This window comes from Brevundimonas sp. LjRoot202, from assembly GCF_964253355.1.
Taxonomy (GTDB): domain Bacteria; phylum Pseudomonadota; class Alphaproteobacteria; order Caulobacterales; family Caulobacteraceae; genus Brevundimonas.
In genome coordinates this window covers 315,071-333,251 of record NZ_CAXUQW020000002.1, presented here as the reverse complement: position 1 = coordinate 333,251, position 18,181 = coordinate 315,071, and the positions used below count along the sequence as shown (strand labels likewise).

Below are 18,181 nucleotides of genomic sequence, written 5' to 3'. Positions count from 1 at the left end.
TCAGTTTGCAATATTTTGCAGTGTAGAGGGCGTCTGTCAACCGGCTCAGGTGTGCGGGCCAAATTGCGGCGTCGTAAGGCAAAAAGCCCTTGTGCGGTGCAAAACAGCCAAGGCGGCCCGTCACATTTTCGCCACGTCGGGACGGCGTCGGCCCACAGGGCGCTTGCATCCTTTCCATAAGTTTGCATTACTTTGCGGTAACACCGGACGCTTCGACAGAAATGCGACGGCCTTAGGGAGAATGAGATGCGAACCCAAATCACTCGTCGTACCCGCCTGCTCGGGGGCGCCGCCCTCGGCGCCGTCGCCGCCCTCGCCTTCGTCGGAACCGCGTCCGCCCAGGACGTCCCGCAGGAGGAAGTGACCCAGGTCGAGGAGGTGATCGTCACCGGCATCCGCGCCTCGGTCGAGGCGTCGATCGCCGCCAAGGCCAACAACACTTCGATCGTCGAGGTCATCTCGGCCGAGGACATCGGCAAGCTGCCGGACGTCTCCATCGCCGAGTCGCTGGCCCGCCTGCCGGGCGTGACCTCGCAGCGCCTGGACGGGCGCAGCCAGCTGATCTCGATCCGCGGCCTGGGCCCGGACTTCACCACCGCCCTGCTGAACGGCCGCGAACTCGTCACCACCGGCGACAACCGCGGCGTCGAGTTCGACCAGTTCCCCTCGGAACTGCTGGGCAGCGTGGTCGTGTACAAGACCCCTGACGCGACCCTGATCGGCCAGGGTCTGGCCGGCACCGTCGACCTGCGCACCGTCCGGCCGCTGGACTACGGCCGCCAGACCGTGGCGCTGAACTACCGTCATGAGTGGAACGAACTGGGCGCGCTGAACTCGGGCACGACCGACAGCGGCGACCGCTACACCGTTTCCTATATCGACCAGTTCATGGACGACACCGTCGGCCTCGCCCTGGGCTACGCCCACATGAGCTCGCCCTACCAGTCCGAGCGGTTCAACGCCTGGGGCTATCCGACCTATTCGGACGGCAACCTGCTGACCGGCGGCGTCAAGCCCTACGTCATGTCGTCGGAGCTGGAGCGCGACGGCTACATGGGCGTGCTGGAATGGCGCCCCAACGATCGCTTCCACACCACGCTGGACGCCTTCTATTCCGAGTTCGACAACACCCAGGTGCTGCGCGGCATCGAGTTCCCGCTGGCCTGGGGCGGTTCGTCCGGCGCCTGCCCGGGAACCCCGGACGTCTGTCGTCCCGGGCCGAGCCTGCGTCCCGGTTACGTGGTGGACGACGGCCTGATCGTCGCCGGCACCTGGGACAACATCAAGGGCGTGGTCCGCAACGACCTGAACAAGCGCGAAAGCACGCTCACCGCCATCGGCTGGAACACCGAGTTCTTCGCCAACGACGACTGGACCCTGGGCCTGGACCTCAACTATTCGGAGGTCGAGCGCCACGACATCATCCTGGAGACCAACGCCGGCACCGGCCGCAACATCGACGGCGCGCTGGACACCCTGGGCTTCGAACTGACCGATGACGGCGTCACCCGCTTCACCAGCCAGCTGGACTACGCCGATCCCAGCCTGATCGTCATCACCAGCCCGCAGGGCTGGGGCGGCGACGTGATCCCGGGCGGCCAGGTCGGCTACATGAACACCCCGACCGTCACCGACGAGATCAAGGCGGTGCGCCTGACCGCGACGCGTGCCATCCATGAGTCTCCGTTCAAGTCGCTGAGCTTCGGCTTCAACCATTCGGAACGCCAGAAGGCCTTCATCAACGACCAGTTCTACCTGGGCGTCCCGGGCGGCGGCGACCTCGTCGTTCCCAGCGAGCTGCTCCTGGCGCCGACCGACCTGGGCTACCTCGGCATCTCGCAGGTGCTCAGCTATGACGCCCTCGGCCTGGTCAACAGCGGCGCGCTGGACCTGGTCCGCAACCCCAACGCCGATGTCATCGCGGGCAACTGGGAAGTGACCGAGAAGGTCTCGACCACCTATGCCATGGCCAACATCGACCATACGCTGTTCGGCCTGCCGCTGACCGGCAACGTCGGCGTCCAGGTGGTCCACACCGAGCAGAGTTCGGAAGGCTTCTCGGCCCGCCAGGTCGCTCCGGGCGTCTCGGAGACGGTGGCGGTGTCGGGCGGCGATGAATACACCGAGATCCTGCCCAGCTCGAACTTCATCCTCGAGGTCCGCGAGGACACCTTCGTGCGCTTCGCGCTGGCCCGCACCCTGGCCCGCCCGCGCATGGACGACATGCGCGCCTCGCGGAACTACTCGTTCAACGTGGCCAACAACATTCCCTCGGCCCAGCCGGACCTCAACTCGCCGTGGAGCGCCTCGAGCGGCAATCCGGAACTGCAGCCCTACATCGCCGACGTGGTGGACCTGTCGCTCGAGAAATACTTCGCGGATCGCCGCGGCTATGTCTCGCTGGCCGGCTTCTACAAGCACCTCGAGAGCTTCGTTTACACCCACAACCAGATCGTCGACTTCACCGGATATCCGACCGGCGGCGTGGTCCCCGTGATCAACTCGGGCCTGTCGTCCTCCCCGGACAACGGCGAGGGCGGCTGGATCAAGGGTGTCGAGTTCGCGGTCTCGACGCCGCTCGACATCTTCCATCCGGCGCTGGAAGGCTTTGGCGTCATATTCAGCGCCTCGGCGACGGACAGCGAGATCCAGCCCGATCCGACCCAGGACCCCACGCCCCTGCCGGGCCTGTCGGAAACGGTCGTCAACGGCACGTTCTACTATGAGAACAACGGCTTCCAGGCCCGCGTGTCCAACCGGTATCGCTCGGACTTCCTGGGCGAGGTCGCCGGCTTCGGCAACGGCCGCACCCTGCGTTCGGTCGCCGCCGAGAACGTCGTCGACGCGCAGATCGGCTACGAGTTCCAGTCGGGCCCGCTCGAGGGCCTGTCGATCCTGGCGCAGGCCAACAACCTGACGGACGAGCCGTTCAAGACCTTCGAGAACGGCGACGAGCGCCGGACCATCGACTACCAGAGCTACGGCCGGACCTTCTCGGTCGGGATCAACTACCGCTACTGATCGGCCCAACCGATCAGCGAGACTGGGCCGTCCCGGGAGACCGGGGCGGCCTTTTCGTGTCCGGCGCCCTCGCCGGATCCGGCCACTTTTGGTTACGGTCCCGGTAAAACGGCTGGACGCGGCCGTTTGACGGTGAAACCGTTTACGCGAGCGCCGCGCGCGACAGACGCACGGCTACCCCGGGGAGAGAAATGACCGATACGAAAGCGCCGGCGCGGCAGGGCACGACCCTGGCCTTCGCCTATGTGACCACCCTGTTCTTCGCCTGGGGCTTCGCCACCTCGCTGATCGACCCGCTGATCGCGGCGGTCCGCAAGGTGTTCGACCTCAGCACCGCCGAGGCCATGCTGACCGCCTCGGCCTGGTTCATCGCCTACGCCGTCGTCTCGGTGCCGGCCGCGGCCGTGCTGGGCAAGCTGGGCTACAGCCGCTCGATCATCTCGGCGCTGGCCGTGATGGTGCTGGGCTGCCTGATCGTGCCGGTGGCGACGATCATGGACTGGTACCCCGGCGTTCTGATCGCCCTGTTCGTCATCGCTTCGGGGGTGACCCTGCTGCAGGTGGCCGCGAACCCGCTGGTCGCCGCGCTGGGCTCCAAGAAGAGCTCGCACGCCCGCCTGAACTTCTCGCAGTTCTTCAACTCGCTGGGCACCACCGTCGGTCCGTACCTCGGCTCGACCGTCCTGCTGACCGGGGGCGTGTTCGCGGCCGGCGCCGTCGTCACCGCGGCGACGCGGGACGAATCGCTGCGCAGCATCGACTTCGCCTTCCTGGCGCTGGGGGCCTTCTTCGCCGTCGTCGCCTTCTTCATCTTCACCGCCCGGAAGAAGATCAACGCCGCCGCCGCGGGAGCCGAGGAGGAAGGCGGCGTGTCGTCGCCCTTCAAGGCCTTCAGCTCGCCCTGGGCCCTGTTCGGCGCCCTGGCCATCTTCATCTACGTCGGCTCGGAAGTGACCATCGGCGGCATCCTGACCAACTTCCTCGCCAGCACGCCCATCCTGAATATCCCGGAAGCCGACGCCGGCCGCATGGTCAGCCTCTACTGGGGCGGCGCCATGGTGGGTCGCTTCATCGGCGCCCTGTTGCTGACCAAGGTTCGCGCGGGCGTGCTGCTGACGGTCAACACCGTCGTCGCGGCGACGCTGTGCCTGGTCGTGACGCAGACGTCCGGCGAGACCGCGGCCTACGCCGCGATCGCGGTGGGCTTCTTCAACTCGATCATGTTCCCGACGATCTTCACCCTGACGCTGGAGCGCTCGGGCGCGCCGGCCTCGGCCACCTCGGGACTGCTGTGCACCGCCATCGTCGGCGGCGCGGTGCTGCCGTATCTGGGCGGGCAGATCGCCGACGCGTCGGCGACCTTCAATCCGGTCTTCTACGTGCCGCTGGTCGGCTATCTGCTGCTGACCGTCTTCGCCCTCGCCGCCGCGCGGACGCGGGTGAGGGACGCCGACGTGGTGGCCAAGCCCGCCTCGCACTGACAGCGTCGCTGCAACGAGGTCGAGGGCCGCCGGGGGCATCCTCCGGCGGCCCTTGCACGTTCAGGGCGGACCACTCCACAGTGGAGCCCATGTCCGGAGACCGCATGACCCGCAGCCTGTTTCGCACCCTAGCCTCCGCCCTGCTGCTGGCGCTGATCGCCGGCCAGGCCTGGGCCGAGGTGACGGTGACCTTCTACGCCCACCCCGGCGCGCGGGTGCGGGACGGCTATCTGTTGTTCCCCCACGCCTATGTGCACGCCGAGGGGACCGAGGACGCCACGGGCGAGCCGGTCGACTGGTCGGCGGGCTTTACGGCGAAGAGCCCGGGGCCGCATCTGCTGTTCATGCGCGGCGGCGGCGTGGTGGAGGAGCCCGACGCCCGCTATGTCAACGAGGGCCAGCCGTTCCTCGAGCTGACCGTCGATGACGCCACTTGGCATGCGCTCAGGGCGCGGGCGGAGTGGTGGAACAGTCCGGAGGGCTCGGTCTACGATCTGAGGCGGCGCAACTGCATCACCTTCATCGCCGATCTGGCCCGGGTGGTGGGGCTGCGGACGGCCCCCGAACCGTCAATGAAACCGGGGACTTTCCTCGAGGCGACGGCGGCGCTGAACCCCGCGGCGGTCTGGCGCGAAACGCCCGCTGTTCCCGTCGTTCCCGTGGAGTCGCCGTCGCCCGTGGTCGTGGTCGTTCCGGCCCCCGTCGCGGCGGAACCGGCTTCCGGAGCGTGATCGGCTGATGTCCGCCTAGGCGTCGCCGGACCACATGTTGTTGGCCTTCAGGTAAGCCTCGTGTTCGGGCAGGTCTTCGACGACGTGGGCGAGGACATCGGAAATGTCACGTAGACGGGCGGCGGACCGTTCCTGGTCCTGATAGGCGTACAGCGGGTTGAACGTCCGGGGCTGGATGCCCTGGCCGTACATCACCGCCAGCCACGAGGCCTGGCTGAAATACTCGTCGGCGCCGACCTGGTAGAGCAAGGCGCGATCCCGGAAGGCCTCGACCCGCTCGGCCAGGGCGTCGGGGATCGGCATGGCCGCCACCCGCCGCCAGAACGGCGAATCGTCCCGTTGCGACGCGTGATAGTGCAGGATGACGAAGTCGCGGATCAGCTCGACCTCGCGCCCCAGCCGGCGGTTGTAGGCGGCGATGTTGACGGGGCTGAATTCGCGATCCGGGAAGTGCTGCAGCAGCCGGACGAGACCCGCGTGGACCAGGTGGATGCTGGTCGATTCCAGGGGCTCGATAAAGCCGCTGGACAGGCCGAGACTGACGACATTGCGGTCCCAGAAGGTCTTGCGCCGCCCGGTCACGAAACGGAGCGTGCGCGGGTCCGCCAACGGTTCCCCGTCCAGATGGGCCAGCAACGTCTCGCGCGCCGCGTCGTCGCTGATGTAGTCCGAGCAGTAGACGTAGCCGTTGCCGGTGCGGTGCTGCAGATTGATCCGCCACTGCCAACCGGCTTCGCGCGCGGTGGACAGGGTGTAGGGCGTGGCCTGGCCGACCTTGGCGCAGGGAACGGCGACGGCGCGGTCGACGGGCAGCCAGTGGGACCAGTCATCATAGCCCGCCTTGAGGGTCTCCTCGATCAGCAGGCCCCGGAAGCCGCTGCAGTCGATGTAGAGGTCCGCCGACAGGCTCCTGCCGTCGTCGAGGACCACGCCGTCGATGAAGCCATCCTCCGGCCGTTGCGAGACCTCGACGATCTTGCCCTCGACACGCCGGACTCCGCGGCGTTCGCAGATCTCGCGCAGGTATCGGGCGTAAAGGCCGGCGTCGAAATGATAGGCGGTGAACAGGCCGTTTCGGGGCGACCGGGGATCGGAGTCGCGTGGCCCGACCTTGCCGGCCTCGGCCGCCCGCCAGCAGATCGAATAATCGCCTAGCGGCCCGGCCTTTCCGGTCGACTGGAGGGCGAAGAAGGTTTGCTGGAAGTCGCCCAGCGTCGGCCCGGGACCGAATGTGCCGAATGGATGGGTGTAGCGGGCGCCGATCCGTCCCCAATCCTGGAATACGATGGCGGCCTTCAGCGTAGCCTTGGTTTCGCGCATGAACTCGGCTTCGTCGAGGCCGATCATGAGGTTGAAGTCGCGGATGGGCGGCACCGTGGCCTCGCCGACCCCCACGGGGGCGATCTCCCCGGATTCCACCAGCGTCACGGCGACGTGCGGACCGAGGGTCCGTTGCAGCGCCGCCGCCGCCATCCAGCCCGCGGTGCCGCCGCCGACGATCAGGATGCTGCGTATAGGCTCTGGCAAGACGGCTTCCGGGGTGCTGGCCACCGCCGAGCGGAACGGGGGGCGTGATGGCTCCGCAGCCTATACCGTGAGTTGATCGCGGCAAAATGATTGCGCGTTCTGTCGGCTCGGCCCTAGGGTCGGGTTCGGGGCGTGTTTCGAGGTGAAGATTGGTGCGTACTCGTCGGGCGGGGTCGATCTCAGGACTGCTGCTGCTCGCCGCGCTGGCGACGCCATTGGCCGCTTGCGGCGGCGGTGGCGGCGGTGGCGGCGGCGGTGTGGTCACGCCAATTCCGCCTCCTCCTCCGCCCCCTCCACCCCCTCCGCCTCCGCCGCCCCCTCCGCCGCCGCCGCCACCCCCGTCGCCTCCGCCTTCCGCGAGTTCGGCGGAGTATCAGCGCAACTATGGGGTGGTGAATTCGGGTGCGATCACCGCATGGAACGCCGGGGCGACGGGCGCCGGGATCAACATCGGGGTGATCGACTCAGGGATCGACTTCACCCAGGCGGACCTCACGGGCCGCATCTCGACGTCCCTGTCGACGGACGTGATCATCGGCCGCAACACGCCCACGGGTACGCCCGGCGCCGGCGGACAACCCGCTCACGGGACCCTGGTTTCGGGGATCATCGCGTCGAACTTCAACGGGTTCGGCACGATCGGCACAGCCTATCAGTCGACCATCGTGTCGATCCGGTCGGACCGCAGCGACTGCGAGGATGCAGATGACGATGTCTGCTTCCACACAGCGGACCTGATCCGGGCGATCGACTACGCCATCGCCCACGACCTGCCGATCGTGAACATGTCGCTGGGCGGCGAAACCTCCCTCGGGGCCCAGTTCGAGGCGGCCCTCGAGCGCGCCGTCAGAGCCGGCATCGTCTTCACCATCGCGGCGGGGAACGCCGGCGAGGAGGCGACCGGAGGCAACCCGGAATGGCCGGGGCGCTACGCCACCGATCCCAGGTTCGCCGGCAGCATCATCGTGGTGGGCGCGCACAATGCGAGCAATGTCCTCGCCGCCTTCTCGAACCGGGCGGGCGTATCCGCGGCCAGCTACCTCAGCGCCGCGGGCGAGGACGTCATCACCGGATGCGACGGCACGAGCTGCTGGCGGATCAACGGCACCTCCTTCTCGGCGCCGGCCGTCGCCGGAGCGCTGGCGCTCCTGCTCGACGCCTTCCCGAACCTGACCGGCAGGGAAGCCGTCGAAATATTGCTGACGACGGCGCGGGAAGCGGGCGCTGCGGGCACGGACGCGGTGTACGGCCGTGGGCTGCTCGATATCGCCCAGGCCTTCCAGCCGGTCGGTTCGACGAGCGTTCCGATGGCGTCCGGCGCCACCGTGTCGGTCACCACCCAGAGATTCTCCTATTCCGGGGCGGCGTTCGGCGACGCCTTCCGCAACACGCCCGGGCTGCAGACGGTGGGACACGACTCGTACGACCGCCTGTTCCGGGTCGACCTCGCGGCCGCGTATGGCCAGGCCCCGCGCGGAGACCGGAGCCGGATGCCGCAGCTGGAGCGTCAGCAGGCGACCCTGACCCTCGACGCCCCGATCGGCGGCCAGCTGTCGCTGACCAGCAGCGCGGCCGTCGATGACAGCGCCCACGATCCCGCGGCGCTCTCCAACGCCCTGACGCCGTGGCTTGATGAGCGGCGGCGCGAGGACGTCATGGTCCAGTTCTCCACGGATCACGGCGCGGTGGCGGTGTGGCAGGGCCGGAACGGCGCCCGGTCGCCTTTCGAATTGGGGGCCGGCGACGGTTTCGCTTCGCTGGCGCAAGTGGATCGCGCCTGGCTCGGGGCGGCCCGGATCGGCGCCCTGACCTTCACGGCCGACGCCGGCGCCGGCGACCGCGCCATGCCGTTCCAGTCCGCCGAGGAGGACGTGTCGCGATACAGCCGTTTCGCCATGAAATGGGATGCCTCGCCCACGGCGCAGCTGACGTTTGCGGGGGGGAGCCTTGAGGAACGGATGGGCCCGCTGGGTTCCTATGCGCCCCTCGGCTCCGGGTTCGAGATGCCGAGCGACAGCACATTCGCCGGCGTTTCGGGCCGGTTCGGCCTCGGCTCCGGCCTGTGGCTGGACGCGGAGATGGGCTGGGCGCGGACCGATCTCGCAGGGCAGTTCCTGAGCCTGTCCGAGCAGGCGGTGAGCTCCAGCTGGCGACTGGGCCTGACCTCCGCCTGTGAACAGTTGGGCTTCGGCTGCCGGTCCCTGACCTGGTCGATCTCGCAGCCCCTGCGGGTGGAGAGTGGTGAGTTCAGCGCCTGGCTGGCCGACGCGCCGCTGGAGTATTTCGATCCGCTGACCTTCTCGGAACGCCGCTTCTCGGCGACTCCGACGGGACGCCAGATCGATCTGGCGCTGGGCAGTCTTCATGAACTGCCGAACGGATCGTACCTGGACCTTCGCGCCGTCGTGACGCGCGACGATCGCCATGTGCGAACGGCGGCCCCGGCCCTCGGGCTCATGGGTCAATGGCGGACGACCTTCTAGGGGTGGACCGCCGTCCGTCGCTGGCGCTCACCCGCGCCAGCGTCTAGACCGACCGCTTCGGACACGTTGGGGCGCGCTATGGTGGTGTTTCCGGTCATCCTCTGCGGCGGGGCGGGAACGCGTCTCTGGCCCGCTTCACGACCGAACAGCCCCAAGCAGTTTCTCGACCTCGTCGGCGAGCTGTCGCTGTTCCAGGAAACCGCCCGGCGGGTCGCGCCCCTGACCACGGGGGGAGGGCGGCTCATCGTCGTCGCCGGCGAGAGCCACAGGGACGCCATCGTCCAGCAACTGGCGGCCCTGTCGATGGAAGCCACGGTGCTGCTGGAGCCCGAAGGCCGGGACTCGGCGGCGGCCATGGCGGCGGCGGCCCTCTGGATCAGCCGGCAGGCGCCGGAGGGGATCGCGCTGTTCGTGGCCTCCGACCACCACATTCCCGACGCCGAGGCGTTCAGGCGTTCGGTGATGACGGGCGCGCCCGCCGCGGCCCGGGGCGAGATCGTCACCTTCGGCGTGCGGCCGACCGGCCCTTCGTCGGCCTATGGCTATATCGAGCCGGAGTCGGACGGCCTCGCCAAGGTCCGGCGCTTTGTGGAGAAACCCGGCCGCGAACAGGCGGAAGCCTACGTTCGCGACGGCTTTCTGTGGAACAGCGGCAACTTCATGGTCCGGGCGGACGTGCTGCTCGGCGAGCTCGAGGCGTTCGCCCCGGACGTCGCCGCGGCGGTCGCCGGGGCGCTCCCCGACACGGCGGGCGACGTCGTGCGTCTGTCCGACGCCTTCCTGCATTCGCCGCGGATCTCGATCGACTACGCGGTGATGGAACGGAGCGGCCGCGTCTCGGTGCTGCCGGTCGATTTTCGATGGTCCGACCTCGGCGCCTGGGACGCGGTGGCATCAGCCGGATCGGGCGACAAGGGCGTGTGGATCGGAGCCAAGGGCGACACCTGTCTGGTCCGGGCGGCCGAAGGGATCGTGGTGGCCACGGCCGGCGTCAAGGATTTGGCGATCATCGTCGAGTCCGACGCCGTGCTCGTCTGCAGCCTCGATCGCGCGCAGGAGGTCAAGGCGCTGGTGGACCGCATCCGCCAGACCTCGCCTGCACACGCCGAAGGTCGATCCCCGGTCGCCACGCTGGAAGAGCAGGCGCGGGCGTTCGACAGCTGGATGCGTCTCGCGGCCCTGCCGTTGTGGGCGGCGCTGGGGGTCGACGAGGACGGCGGCTTCCGCGAGGCCCTCGACGACCGGGGGATCTGCACCAGCGCCTTCCGGCGGGCCCGGGTGCAGGCGCGGCAGGCCTGGGTGTTCAGCGTCGCCGGCGAAGCGGGCTGGCCCGGGCCCTGGCGCCGGCTGGTGAGCGAGGGCCTGGACCGGTTCGAGGCCACCAACCGGCGGCCGGACGGCCTGTATCGCACGCGGGTGTCGACCGGGGGCGAGACGCTCGACGACACCGCCTCCCTGTACGACCAGGCCTTCGCCCTGCTGGCCTTCGCCGCCGCGCGGCAGGCGGGCGTGGAGGCCGGGCGGATGACGGCGCGGGCGCAGGCGCTGCGTGAGGGGCTGGCCACGCTCGCCCATCCCGCCGGGGGCTGGCGCGAGGACGGGGGGCATCCGTATCAGGCCAATGCCCACATGCATCTGCTGGAGGCCTGTCTGGCCTGGGAGGCGCTGGAGCCGGCGGGCGTCTGGACCGCCATGGCCGACGAGATCGTCGGTCTGGCGCGGCGCCACTTCATCGATCCGGCGGGCGGCTTCCTGCGCGAGTTCTTCGCAGCCGACTGGACCCCCGCCGCCGGCGAGGCGGGTCGTCTGGTCGAGCCCGGCCACCAGTTCGAATGGGCCTGGCTGCTGACCCGGTGGGGTCGGGCGCGGGCGGACGATCCCTGGGCCGCAGAGACCGCGCGCCGGCTTTATGAGGCGGGCCAGCGCGGCGTCGACGCCTCGCGCGGCGTGGCGATCGACGAACTCGACGACGGCCTCGCGGTCCGCTCCGCCCGGGCCCGGCTGTGGCCGCAGACCGAGCGGCTCAAGGCGGCCCTGATCCTGGGCGAGGGTGCGCCGGATGGGCATGCGGCGGAGGCGCTGAAGGGGCTGCGTGCGTATCTCGAGCCGTTCGGCCTGTGGCGGGACAAGCAGGACGCGGACGGGCGGTTCGTCGACGAGCCGGCGCCGGCGAGTTCGCTCTATCACATCGTCGCGGCGTGGGTTCAGCTACGGGAAAGCATGGGGGACGGTCGACCGGCCCCGGGCGAGGCGTGACTACGAGACCTTGCGTTCGGGCGTCGCACCCAGTTCGCGCCGATTGACCGGCAGGGTCACGACTTCGCCGTAGAGGCCGGAGGTGCGTGCAGGGCCGGAGGTTGGGCGGCGCAACGCCGACGCGGACGCCGGCGCACGTGACAAGGGCTGTTCGCTATGCATTCTCGACCCTCCCTGTGGGCTCCCTCAATCTTAACGCCCTCTTTACCGGTTCGGTCAAGCGCCGGCGGAGCGGTCGGCCGATCTCGATACCCTCAGGGCAGGAGTTCGCCGCCGGCCTGACGCTTCGCCTCGATCTCGCGCTGGACCTGTTCCAGCGCCAGCGCCCGGGAACCCGCCGAGGCATGGCCGATCTGGGGGAACCGAACGCGCCAGTTGGACTCGCCGAAGCGGCGCCAGAAGGGAGCGGCGACGGCCGGATCGAAGCCCGCGCGAGCCAGGAGGTAGAGGCCGACGCGGTCGGCCTGCTGTTCCGCATTGCCCTCGCCCCCGTCGGCGGCCCACGCCGCCTCGTTGACCTGGCGGGCGGCGCCCCCGGTGTCGCTCCAGTGCCGATGCCGCAGGACGTGGTGGGCGAGTTCATGGCCGAGGATCACGGCCAGTTCGTCGTCGTTCCGGGCGAAGCTGGCCAGGGCGGTGCTGATGAACAGCCGCCGCCCGTCGGCGCGGGCGTTCAGTTCATCCGACGGATTGAGCTGCACCTCATAGCCACAGGCGCGGCGGGGTTGGATGGTGATCTCCTGCCGCCGCCCGTCGCGGCGCAGGGTGAACCGTGTCGGTCCATTCGCCAGCGCCGCATCGATCCTGCGGACGTTTTCCGCCAGGCCCTCGAATTCCGGCGCGCGACCGCCATCGCCGGGATCGAGGGCGACCGTCGCGGTTGATAGCAGCAGATCGCCCTGACGGACCCCCGCCTCGGCGGCCGGTGATCCGGGAGGCGCCGCGAGCACGCCGGGCAGGTCGCCCTCCAGGCCGAAGCGCTGCTCGGCGTAGCCGCGGAGCTCCGGGCTATACTGCCGCGCCGAGTGCAAGGCCCAGCCGGCGGACAGTCGCACCGTCGGGCAGAGGCCCGCATTGGCCTCGAGCAGCCGCTGCGCGACCCGGGCGACCTGCTCGTCAAGAGCGATGAGAGAGGTCAGCCGCTGGTCGGCGTCGCCGAGGCTCGTCTGCTCCGGGCCCAGTGCGGGGGGCGACGGGACGCAGCCGCCGATGATCGCCGCCGTGATGACGGGAAGCACAACCGTACAAAATGAGCGCTTCATGGAGCCTAGAAACACGATCGGATCGACGGTGGCAATGCTCGTGCGACCGAAGCCGGTGGGGCCCCTCCGACGCTGGTTTTCTGACGCCTTCGGGGCGCGCGGAGGCCCACGGATCGGCTAGTCCGCCCGCACGCGAACCTTCTGTCGCTCGAGCAGCGGCCGGGCCGCCCCCTCCAGCAGCGCCGCGAACAGCGCGAACAGCACCGCGATGGTTTCGGTCCGCATCGGATAGTCCACGATCGAGTGCAGCATGATGATCAGCATCGCCACACTGGCCGCCCTCTGGAGGTCGGCCTCCGTCGAGGGGGGGCGTTGCCAACACGTCCAGCTGCGCCGCGCCCACCAGACGAGGAAGACGGCGAGCAGGCCGATGCCGAGCCACCCGGTCTCCAGCCAGAGCTCCAGATACTCGTTGTGCGCCTGGTTGAAGAACGTCGAGTCCAGCCGCTCCAGCGGCTCTACCGAACGGTACACCGGATCAAAGGAGCCCAGGCCCGACCCGACGGGCAGGTAGTTGTTCGCGGCCTCGACCACGATCGGCCAGTTTTCGAACCGGCCTTCCGGCGGCGAGTTGGGATCGAAGCGCGCCAGGATCGGCGCGAGGGCGAAGAAGCCCACGGCCGCCACGGCGGCGGCGGCGACGCCCACGCCTGCCAGCAAGGCCGGTTTCGGACGGCTGCGCCCGGAGGCCACCCAGGCGGCGAGCACGCTTAGCGCCAGGGCCGGGACCGCGAGAACGATGCCTGCGCGGGATCGTATGACGCCGATGGCGACGATGGCGAGGCCGATGAACAGCATGCCGATCCACTGGGTCAGGCCGCCCCGCTCCGCCCTGCGCCGGAGTGCGGTCGCGGCGAGCACCGCTGCAAACGGCAGGGAGGCCAGGAGCAGGGTGGAGAGGTGGTTCCGGTTGGCGAAGAAGCCGACCATGTTGCCGGCGGCCGTGGTGGCCCACGGGTACAGCCGCTCGCCGCCGCTGGCCAACTGCATCACCCCCAGCATCACCGAAGCGACGGCGGCGGCGAGGTAGAGGTGGACGAGGCGGAGCCTTGTGTCCTTCGTCGCCGCCAGGACGCCGAGGAACATGGCCACGGGGGGCAGCAGGGCGAGGAATGACCGCCACGTCAGGTCGGGGGTCAGCGACAAGGGAACCCAACCCGTGGGCTGACCGACGAGGTCGAGCGCCAGCACGAGCTGCTCGCGGCCGGGAAGGGCGGTCCAGATCGCCGGGGGCAGGGGCGCCAGTTGAAGGAGAGGCAGGAGGAAGATCGCGGCGAGCAGCCCGAGCCCGAACTTGTGGGTGGACCAGGACTCCCGGTTCAGCAGGCGTGAGACGGCGAGCACCAGGACCGGCAAGGAGGCCAGCTCCACGAGTGCGAGCCGAAGGGCGTGATTCCGGCTGGCGCCCCCCAGCACAATTGAAAAGACCAGCAGAATACCCGTCGCGATGGCGACGGCATTCCACTGGTCTTCTCGATACCTGGGTATCACGCGCGACGGTCAGCGATCAGAGACACGCGTTGGTCGCGGCGCTGTAATTTAGTCGCTTTCCGAGTCGTCGTCCGAAACAACGACGACGGTGGCGACGAGAACGGCGGCGCCGATCAGGAGAACCGGCAGCGGAATCCCGGCGAACTCTTCGGACGCACCGGCTTGGGCGCCGACACGATCGCCAACTTGGTTCACGGCGCTGGTGGAGCCGGCGGCGGCAGCTTGGCCGGCGACGAGCAGCAAGCCGCAAACGGCGGCGGCAACGGTCTTACGCATGCAAAATCCCCTTCGAATTTAGTGCAGGTCGACCCTGCAAGCTTCATCAATGTCGACGTTAAGGGTGCGGCGGTTGAGATGCAAGAGAAATCAACAACTCAGCATGGCGCCGCGCGCCCGGAAATCGTCATCGCGGCGTCACAGCCGGGTCCGTCCTCGTGATCTGAAAGCGGTCGAACCACGCGACGACCGTGGATCGGCGATCACCTGGCCGTGGCTCGAGACGCAGCCACTGGGCCGCGCAGCGTTCGGCGGGCACCACGAATTCCAGGGAGAAGGAGGCCCACTTGGCCGGATCCTCGCCGGATGGAACGTACCGTCCGAGTTCGGCGCCGGTCTGGGAGCAGGAAACAGTCCAGATCATCCGGGGCTCGTCGGGCGCCGTCTCTATCCGCGCCGCGCCCGTCAGGGTGTAGGCGCCGGGCCGCAGCAGCAGGAACTGGCGAGCCAGGCCCGTAGAGGCGAAACCGTCATACTGGACTCGAAGCGCGCTCTCCCGGGGGTTGAAATCGTCGGCCGTAATCCCGGCCTGCACGCCCGGTCCGACGCCGATGATCCAGGCGAACGGCGGCGTTTCCGTGGTTTCAGCGAACGCGCCGTTGACCAGCAGCGGGACCAGCGGAGGACGTCCGAGGCGCTCACGGATCAGCGCCAGGCCGTCCAGGCGGCCCTCGCGAACCCAGGTGTTGTAGAGCAGCTGCAGTTCGGCGCTGTCGAACGGCGCCGGCGTCTGCTCAAGGTTGATCGCCAGGGCGGCGATGAGGGGGGCGTTCTCCGGCGCCTTGTACAGGCTTCGAATGTAATTCAATCGCCACGGCGGGTTCTTGCTCAGCAGGCCAACCAGCGGGCCGACCGCGCGGGGATCGGCCAGCGCCGCGGCGGTGAAGAGCCGAAACACCTGCGGTTGATGCTCCACCTGACGGCGGGCCAGGGTGTCCGCATGGGCGAGGGCGGAGACGTAATTGCCCTGTCTCAGGCGCTGCTGGACCAGCCAGGCGTGCGCCGGGTCGTCGCGCAGGCTCCAGTTTCCAGCGAGGGTGAGAATGCCGTCGGCCGCATCGAGCCGGCCATCCTCAGCCTCGATCAGGCCGAACACCCGCATCGCCCGGACATTGAAGGGCGCCTTCGAGAGGGCCAGCCCCGCCAGACGCCGACCATTCTCGGGCCGGCCGGCCAGCACCTCCGCCTCGGCGGCGCGTCCCAGCACGCCGGGAGAGGCGGGGGCGACCCGGATCGCCATCGCGGGCGGGGCCCGCTGGGCGATGGGGCTGAGGATGATCTGCCATGCGAGCCAGATGGCCGCCACGATCAGAATCAGCGGCAGGTATTTGACCACGCCGGACCCGCCTCCGGGAGAGGCGGCGGTTCCGGCTGCCGGGCCCGCATTCACCGACGGGCGACCTTCTTCTTCTCGGACTCGCCGCCGTAATTATAGTCGTAGGCGTAGTTGTAGCCGCCGTACTGGGTCTTCTTCGTATTGAACTTGGTCAGCACGCCGCCGATCAGTCGGCTGTTGCGGACGGACAGACGCTTGAGCGCACCCTTGGCCTGGGCCCGACGGGTGCCATGCGCTTCGAGGACGAAGATGGTTCCGCTGACGGCCGAGGCCAGCAGGGGGGCGTCGGCGAAGCCGAGGACGGGCGGCCCGTCGATCACCACGTGATCGTATTCGGCGCGAGCCTGTTCGAGAACGCGGCGGAACCGGTCTCCCCCCCACAGCTCGGCGGGGTTGGGCGGCAGCGGACCGCAGGCGATGAAGTCGAGGTTCTGATGCTTGGTCGGCACGCTGACCGCCCGGAGGTCGTCCGAGCCCGACAGCAGGTTGCTCATGCCCTTGTCATTATCCACGCCGACCACGCGGTGCATGGACGGATTGCGCAGATCCCCGTCGATCAGCAGCACCTTTTTATCGAGCCGGGCAAGGTTCAGCGCCAGGGCGTAGGCGGTCGTGGATTTTCCTTCGGCCGGCCGCGAACTGGTGACGAGAAGCGAGGCCGGGGCACCGTCCGGGGTCGAGAATTGCAGCGCCGTTCTCAGGGAGTAGTACGCCTCCGAGAAACTGGACCGGATGTCCGCCAGCGCCTCGGCCGGGGTCTGGCCCTTGTCGAGCAACGGCACCACGCCAAGAACCGGAATGTTCAGCTTGGCCTCGACGTCCTCGGGCGTGCCGAGGCTTTCGTCGAGCGCTTCGATGAGGAAGGCGGCGCCGACGCCCAGACCCAGGCCGAGGAGCATGGCGATGGCGAGGTTCAGCAGCAATTGCGGCTTGGAGGGGGAGTCGGGAATTTCCGCCGCGTCGACAATGGAGATGTTGTTTGACGCCAGCGTGCCCGTGACGCCGACTTCCTTGTAGCGCTGGAGCAGCCCTTCATAGAGGGACCGGCTGGTGTCCAGTTCCCGCTGCAGAATGTTGTACTGGATGCTCCGCGAGCGGAGGTCGAGCACGTCGCCCTTGAGGGCGTTGACCCGGTTCTGGAGCGCGCGTTCCTGATTGGCGGCGACGACATACTGTCCCCGGATCGAGTTCAGGATGGAGCGCGCGACGGTGTTGATCTGGCTGTCCAGTTCGTCGATCTGCGCCTTGAGTTGCTGCTGGGCAGGCCAGTCCGGCTGATAGACGCTGGCGTTCTGCTGATATTGGGCGTCCAGCCGCGCGCGCTCTTCCGTGAGGCGCTGGATCGTCTGGTTCTGGAGCACGTCGGTCAGGCTCAGGACCGGCGCCGCGCTGGCCTGGCGCCACCGCTCCTCGGCCGCGACCCGCCCCGCCGTGGCCTGGGCCAGGGCGTTATTGAGGGCGTTGAGGTTCGTTCCGACCAGGGACTGGCTCGCGCCGCCCTCCTCGTCGCCCTCGGAGACGTTGATGATCTGCTGGGCGGCGGCGTAGGCGACCAGTTGACGCTCGGTATCCTCGAGCCGGGCCTTGGTCTGGGCGATGCGATCCTCGAGGAACTCCCGCGCATAGGCCGAGGACTCGAAGCGGCGATCCAGGTTCGACTGGATGAAGTTCTCGGCGATGGCGTTGGCGATCTGCGCCGACAGTTGGGGACTGGGGCTGTCGAAACTCACGTTCACCAGCCGCGAGCCCCGGACGGGGAGGACCACGAGATTGTCCTGGATCAGGGTCACCGCGGCGTCCCGGCGGGCGTTCACCCGGGCGGCGGCGGTGCCGCCATTCGCGGACGGCGCCTGCCCGCCCATCTGTTCGATGAACCTGTCCGAGGTGGCCAGGCCCAGGCTTTCGACGACGCGTTCCGCGAGCGAGCGGCTCTTGAGCAGGCCATACTGGGTCTGGAAGAATTCCTCGGCGCTATACGCGGACTCGCTCGGCGAAACCTCCTCAACGTCGACGACATTGGCGGTCGAACGCTCGATCTGGATGGTGGTCGTGGCGGTGTAGATCGGGGTTGTCAGCAGCGTCACCGCGACGCCGATCACAAGGGCGGCCAGGAAGGCCCCGCCGATCAGGAAGCGATGTTTGACGAGAAGGCGCCAGTATTCGGCTACGTCAAACGCCTCCCCACCTGAAGACATGGTGTCAGGACGATCAGAGACTGCGCCCGCGATGCCGTCATAGTCAGTCCCGATCCGGGAAGTCCTGTCCACGTAACCCTCACCAAACATTTTCAGAGACAACCTATTTCAAACGGCCGCGA

General features: G+C 68.6%; 11 protein-coding genes. 5 read left to right on the top strand and 6 right to left on the bottom strand.

The genetic code is table 11. From position 1 onward, the window contains the following. Positions 1-246: 246 nt before the first annotated feature. The 3 genes from ACSQ1L_RS06565 (at position 247) to ACSQ1L_RS06555 (ending at position 5,233) form a co-directional block, all read left to right on the top strand. Entirely contained in the window at positions 247-3,021 is a 2,775-nt protein-coding gene (locus ACSQ1L_RS06565) for a TonB-dependent receptor (RefSeq protein ID WP_435993166.1), read from the top strand. A 191-nt stretch (positions 3,022-3,212) separates the two neighbouring features. Beyond that, positions 3,213-4,502 carry a sugar MFS transporter gene (locus tag ACSQ1L_RS06560; RefSeq protein WP_435993164.1) on the top strand — a complete coding sequence of 430 codons (1,290 nt, stop codon included), beginning with the start codon at positions 3,213-3,215 and terminating at the stop codon, positions 4,500-4,502. A gap of 104 nt (positions 4,503-4,606) precedes the next feature. Beyond that, positions 4,607-5,233 carry a hypothetical protein gene (locus tag ACSQ1L_RS06555; protein ID WP_435993162.1) on the top strand — a complete coding sequence of 209 codons (627 nt, stop codon included), beginning with the start codon at positions 4,607-4,609 and terminating at the stop codon, positions 5,231-5,233. 15 nt (positions 5,234-5,248) lie between these two features. On the opposite strand, the gene ACSQ1L_RS06550 is transcribed toward ACSQ1L_RS06555, so the two are convergent. Beyond that, positions 5,249-6,760 carry a tryptophan halogenase family protein gene (locus ACSQ1L_RS06550; RefSeq protein WP_435993160.1) on the bottom strand — a complete coding sequence of 504 codons (1,512 nt, stop codon included), beginning with the start codon at positions 6,758-6,760 and terminating at the stop codon, positions 5,249-5,251. A 392-nt stretch (positions 6,761-7,152) separates the two neighbouring features. Here ACSQ1L_RS06550 and ACSQ1L_RS06545 point away from each other — a divergent pair, with 392 nt between their 5' ends. Both ACSQ1L_RS06545 and ACSQ1L_RS06540 read left to right on the top strand, forming a co-directional pair. Beyond that, positions 7,153-9,243, top strand: coding sequence for a S8 family peptidase (locus tag ACSQ1L_RS06545; RefSeq protein ID WP_435993158.1), 2,091 nt, complete (start codon positions 7,153-7,155; stop codon positions 9,241-9,243). A gap of 78 nt (positions 9,244-9,321) precedes the next feature. Beyond that, positions 9,322-11,499 (top strand): AGE family epimerase/isomerase, encoded by a 2,178-nt coding sequence (locus ACSQ1L_RS06540; RefSeq protein WP_435993156.1) that lies wholly within the window; start codon positions 9,322-9,324, stop codon positions 11,497-11,499. 254 nt (positions 11,500-11,753) lie between these two features. On the opposite strand, the gene ACSQ1L_RS06535 is transcribed toward ACSQ1L_RS06540, so the two are convergent. The 5 genes from ACSQ1L_RS06535 to ACSQ1L_RS06515 form a co-directional block, all read right to left on the bottom strand. Further along, complete coding sequence (locus tag ACSQ1L_RS06535; RefSeq protein ID WP_435993154.1) at positions 11,754-12,776, bottom strand: M48 family metalloprotease; 1,023 nt, start codon at positions 12,774-12,776, stop codon at positions 11,754-11,756. 102 nt (positions 12,777-12,878) lie between these two features. Beyond that, positions 12,879-14,117 (bottom strand): O-antigen ligase family protein, encoded by a 1,239-nt coding sequence (locus tag ACSQ1L_RS06530; RefSeq protein WP_435993152.1) that lies wholly within the window; start codon positions 14,115-14,117, stop codon positions 12,879-12,881. Positions 14,118-14,300: 183 nt separating this feature from the next. Continuing rightward, the gene (locus tag ACSQ1L_RS06525) at positions 14,301-14,528 is read right to left on the bottom strand and encodes a hypothetical protein (RefSeq protein WP_435993150.1); all 228 of its coding nucleotides are present in this window, start codon (positions 14,526-14,528) and stop codon (positions 14,301-14,303) included. Between the two features lie 127 nt (positions 14,529-14,655). Further along, positions 14,656-15,864, bottom strand: a complete 1,209-nt coding sequence (locus ACSQ1L_RS06520) for a hypothetical protein (RefSeq protein ID WP_435993148.1) — start codon at positions 15,862-15,864, stop codon at positions 14,656-14,658. Between the two features lie 50 nt (positions 15,865-15,914). Continuing rightward, on the bottom strand, positions 15,915-18,059 hold the full coding sequence (locus ACSQ1L_RS06515; RefSeq protein WP_435993146.1) for a GumC family protein: 2,145 nt from the start codon (positions 18,057-18,059) through the stop codon (positions 15,915-15,917). Positions 18,060-18,181 lie beyond the last annotated feature (122 nt).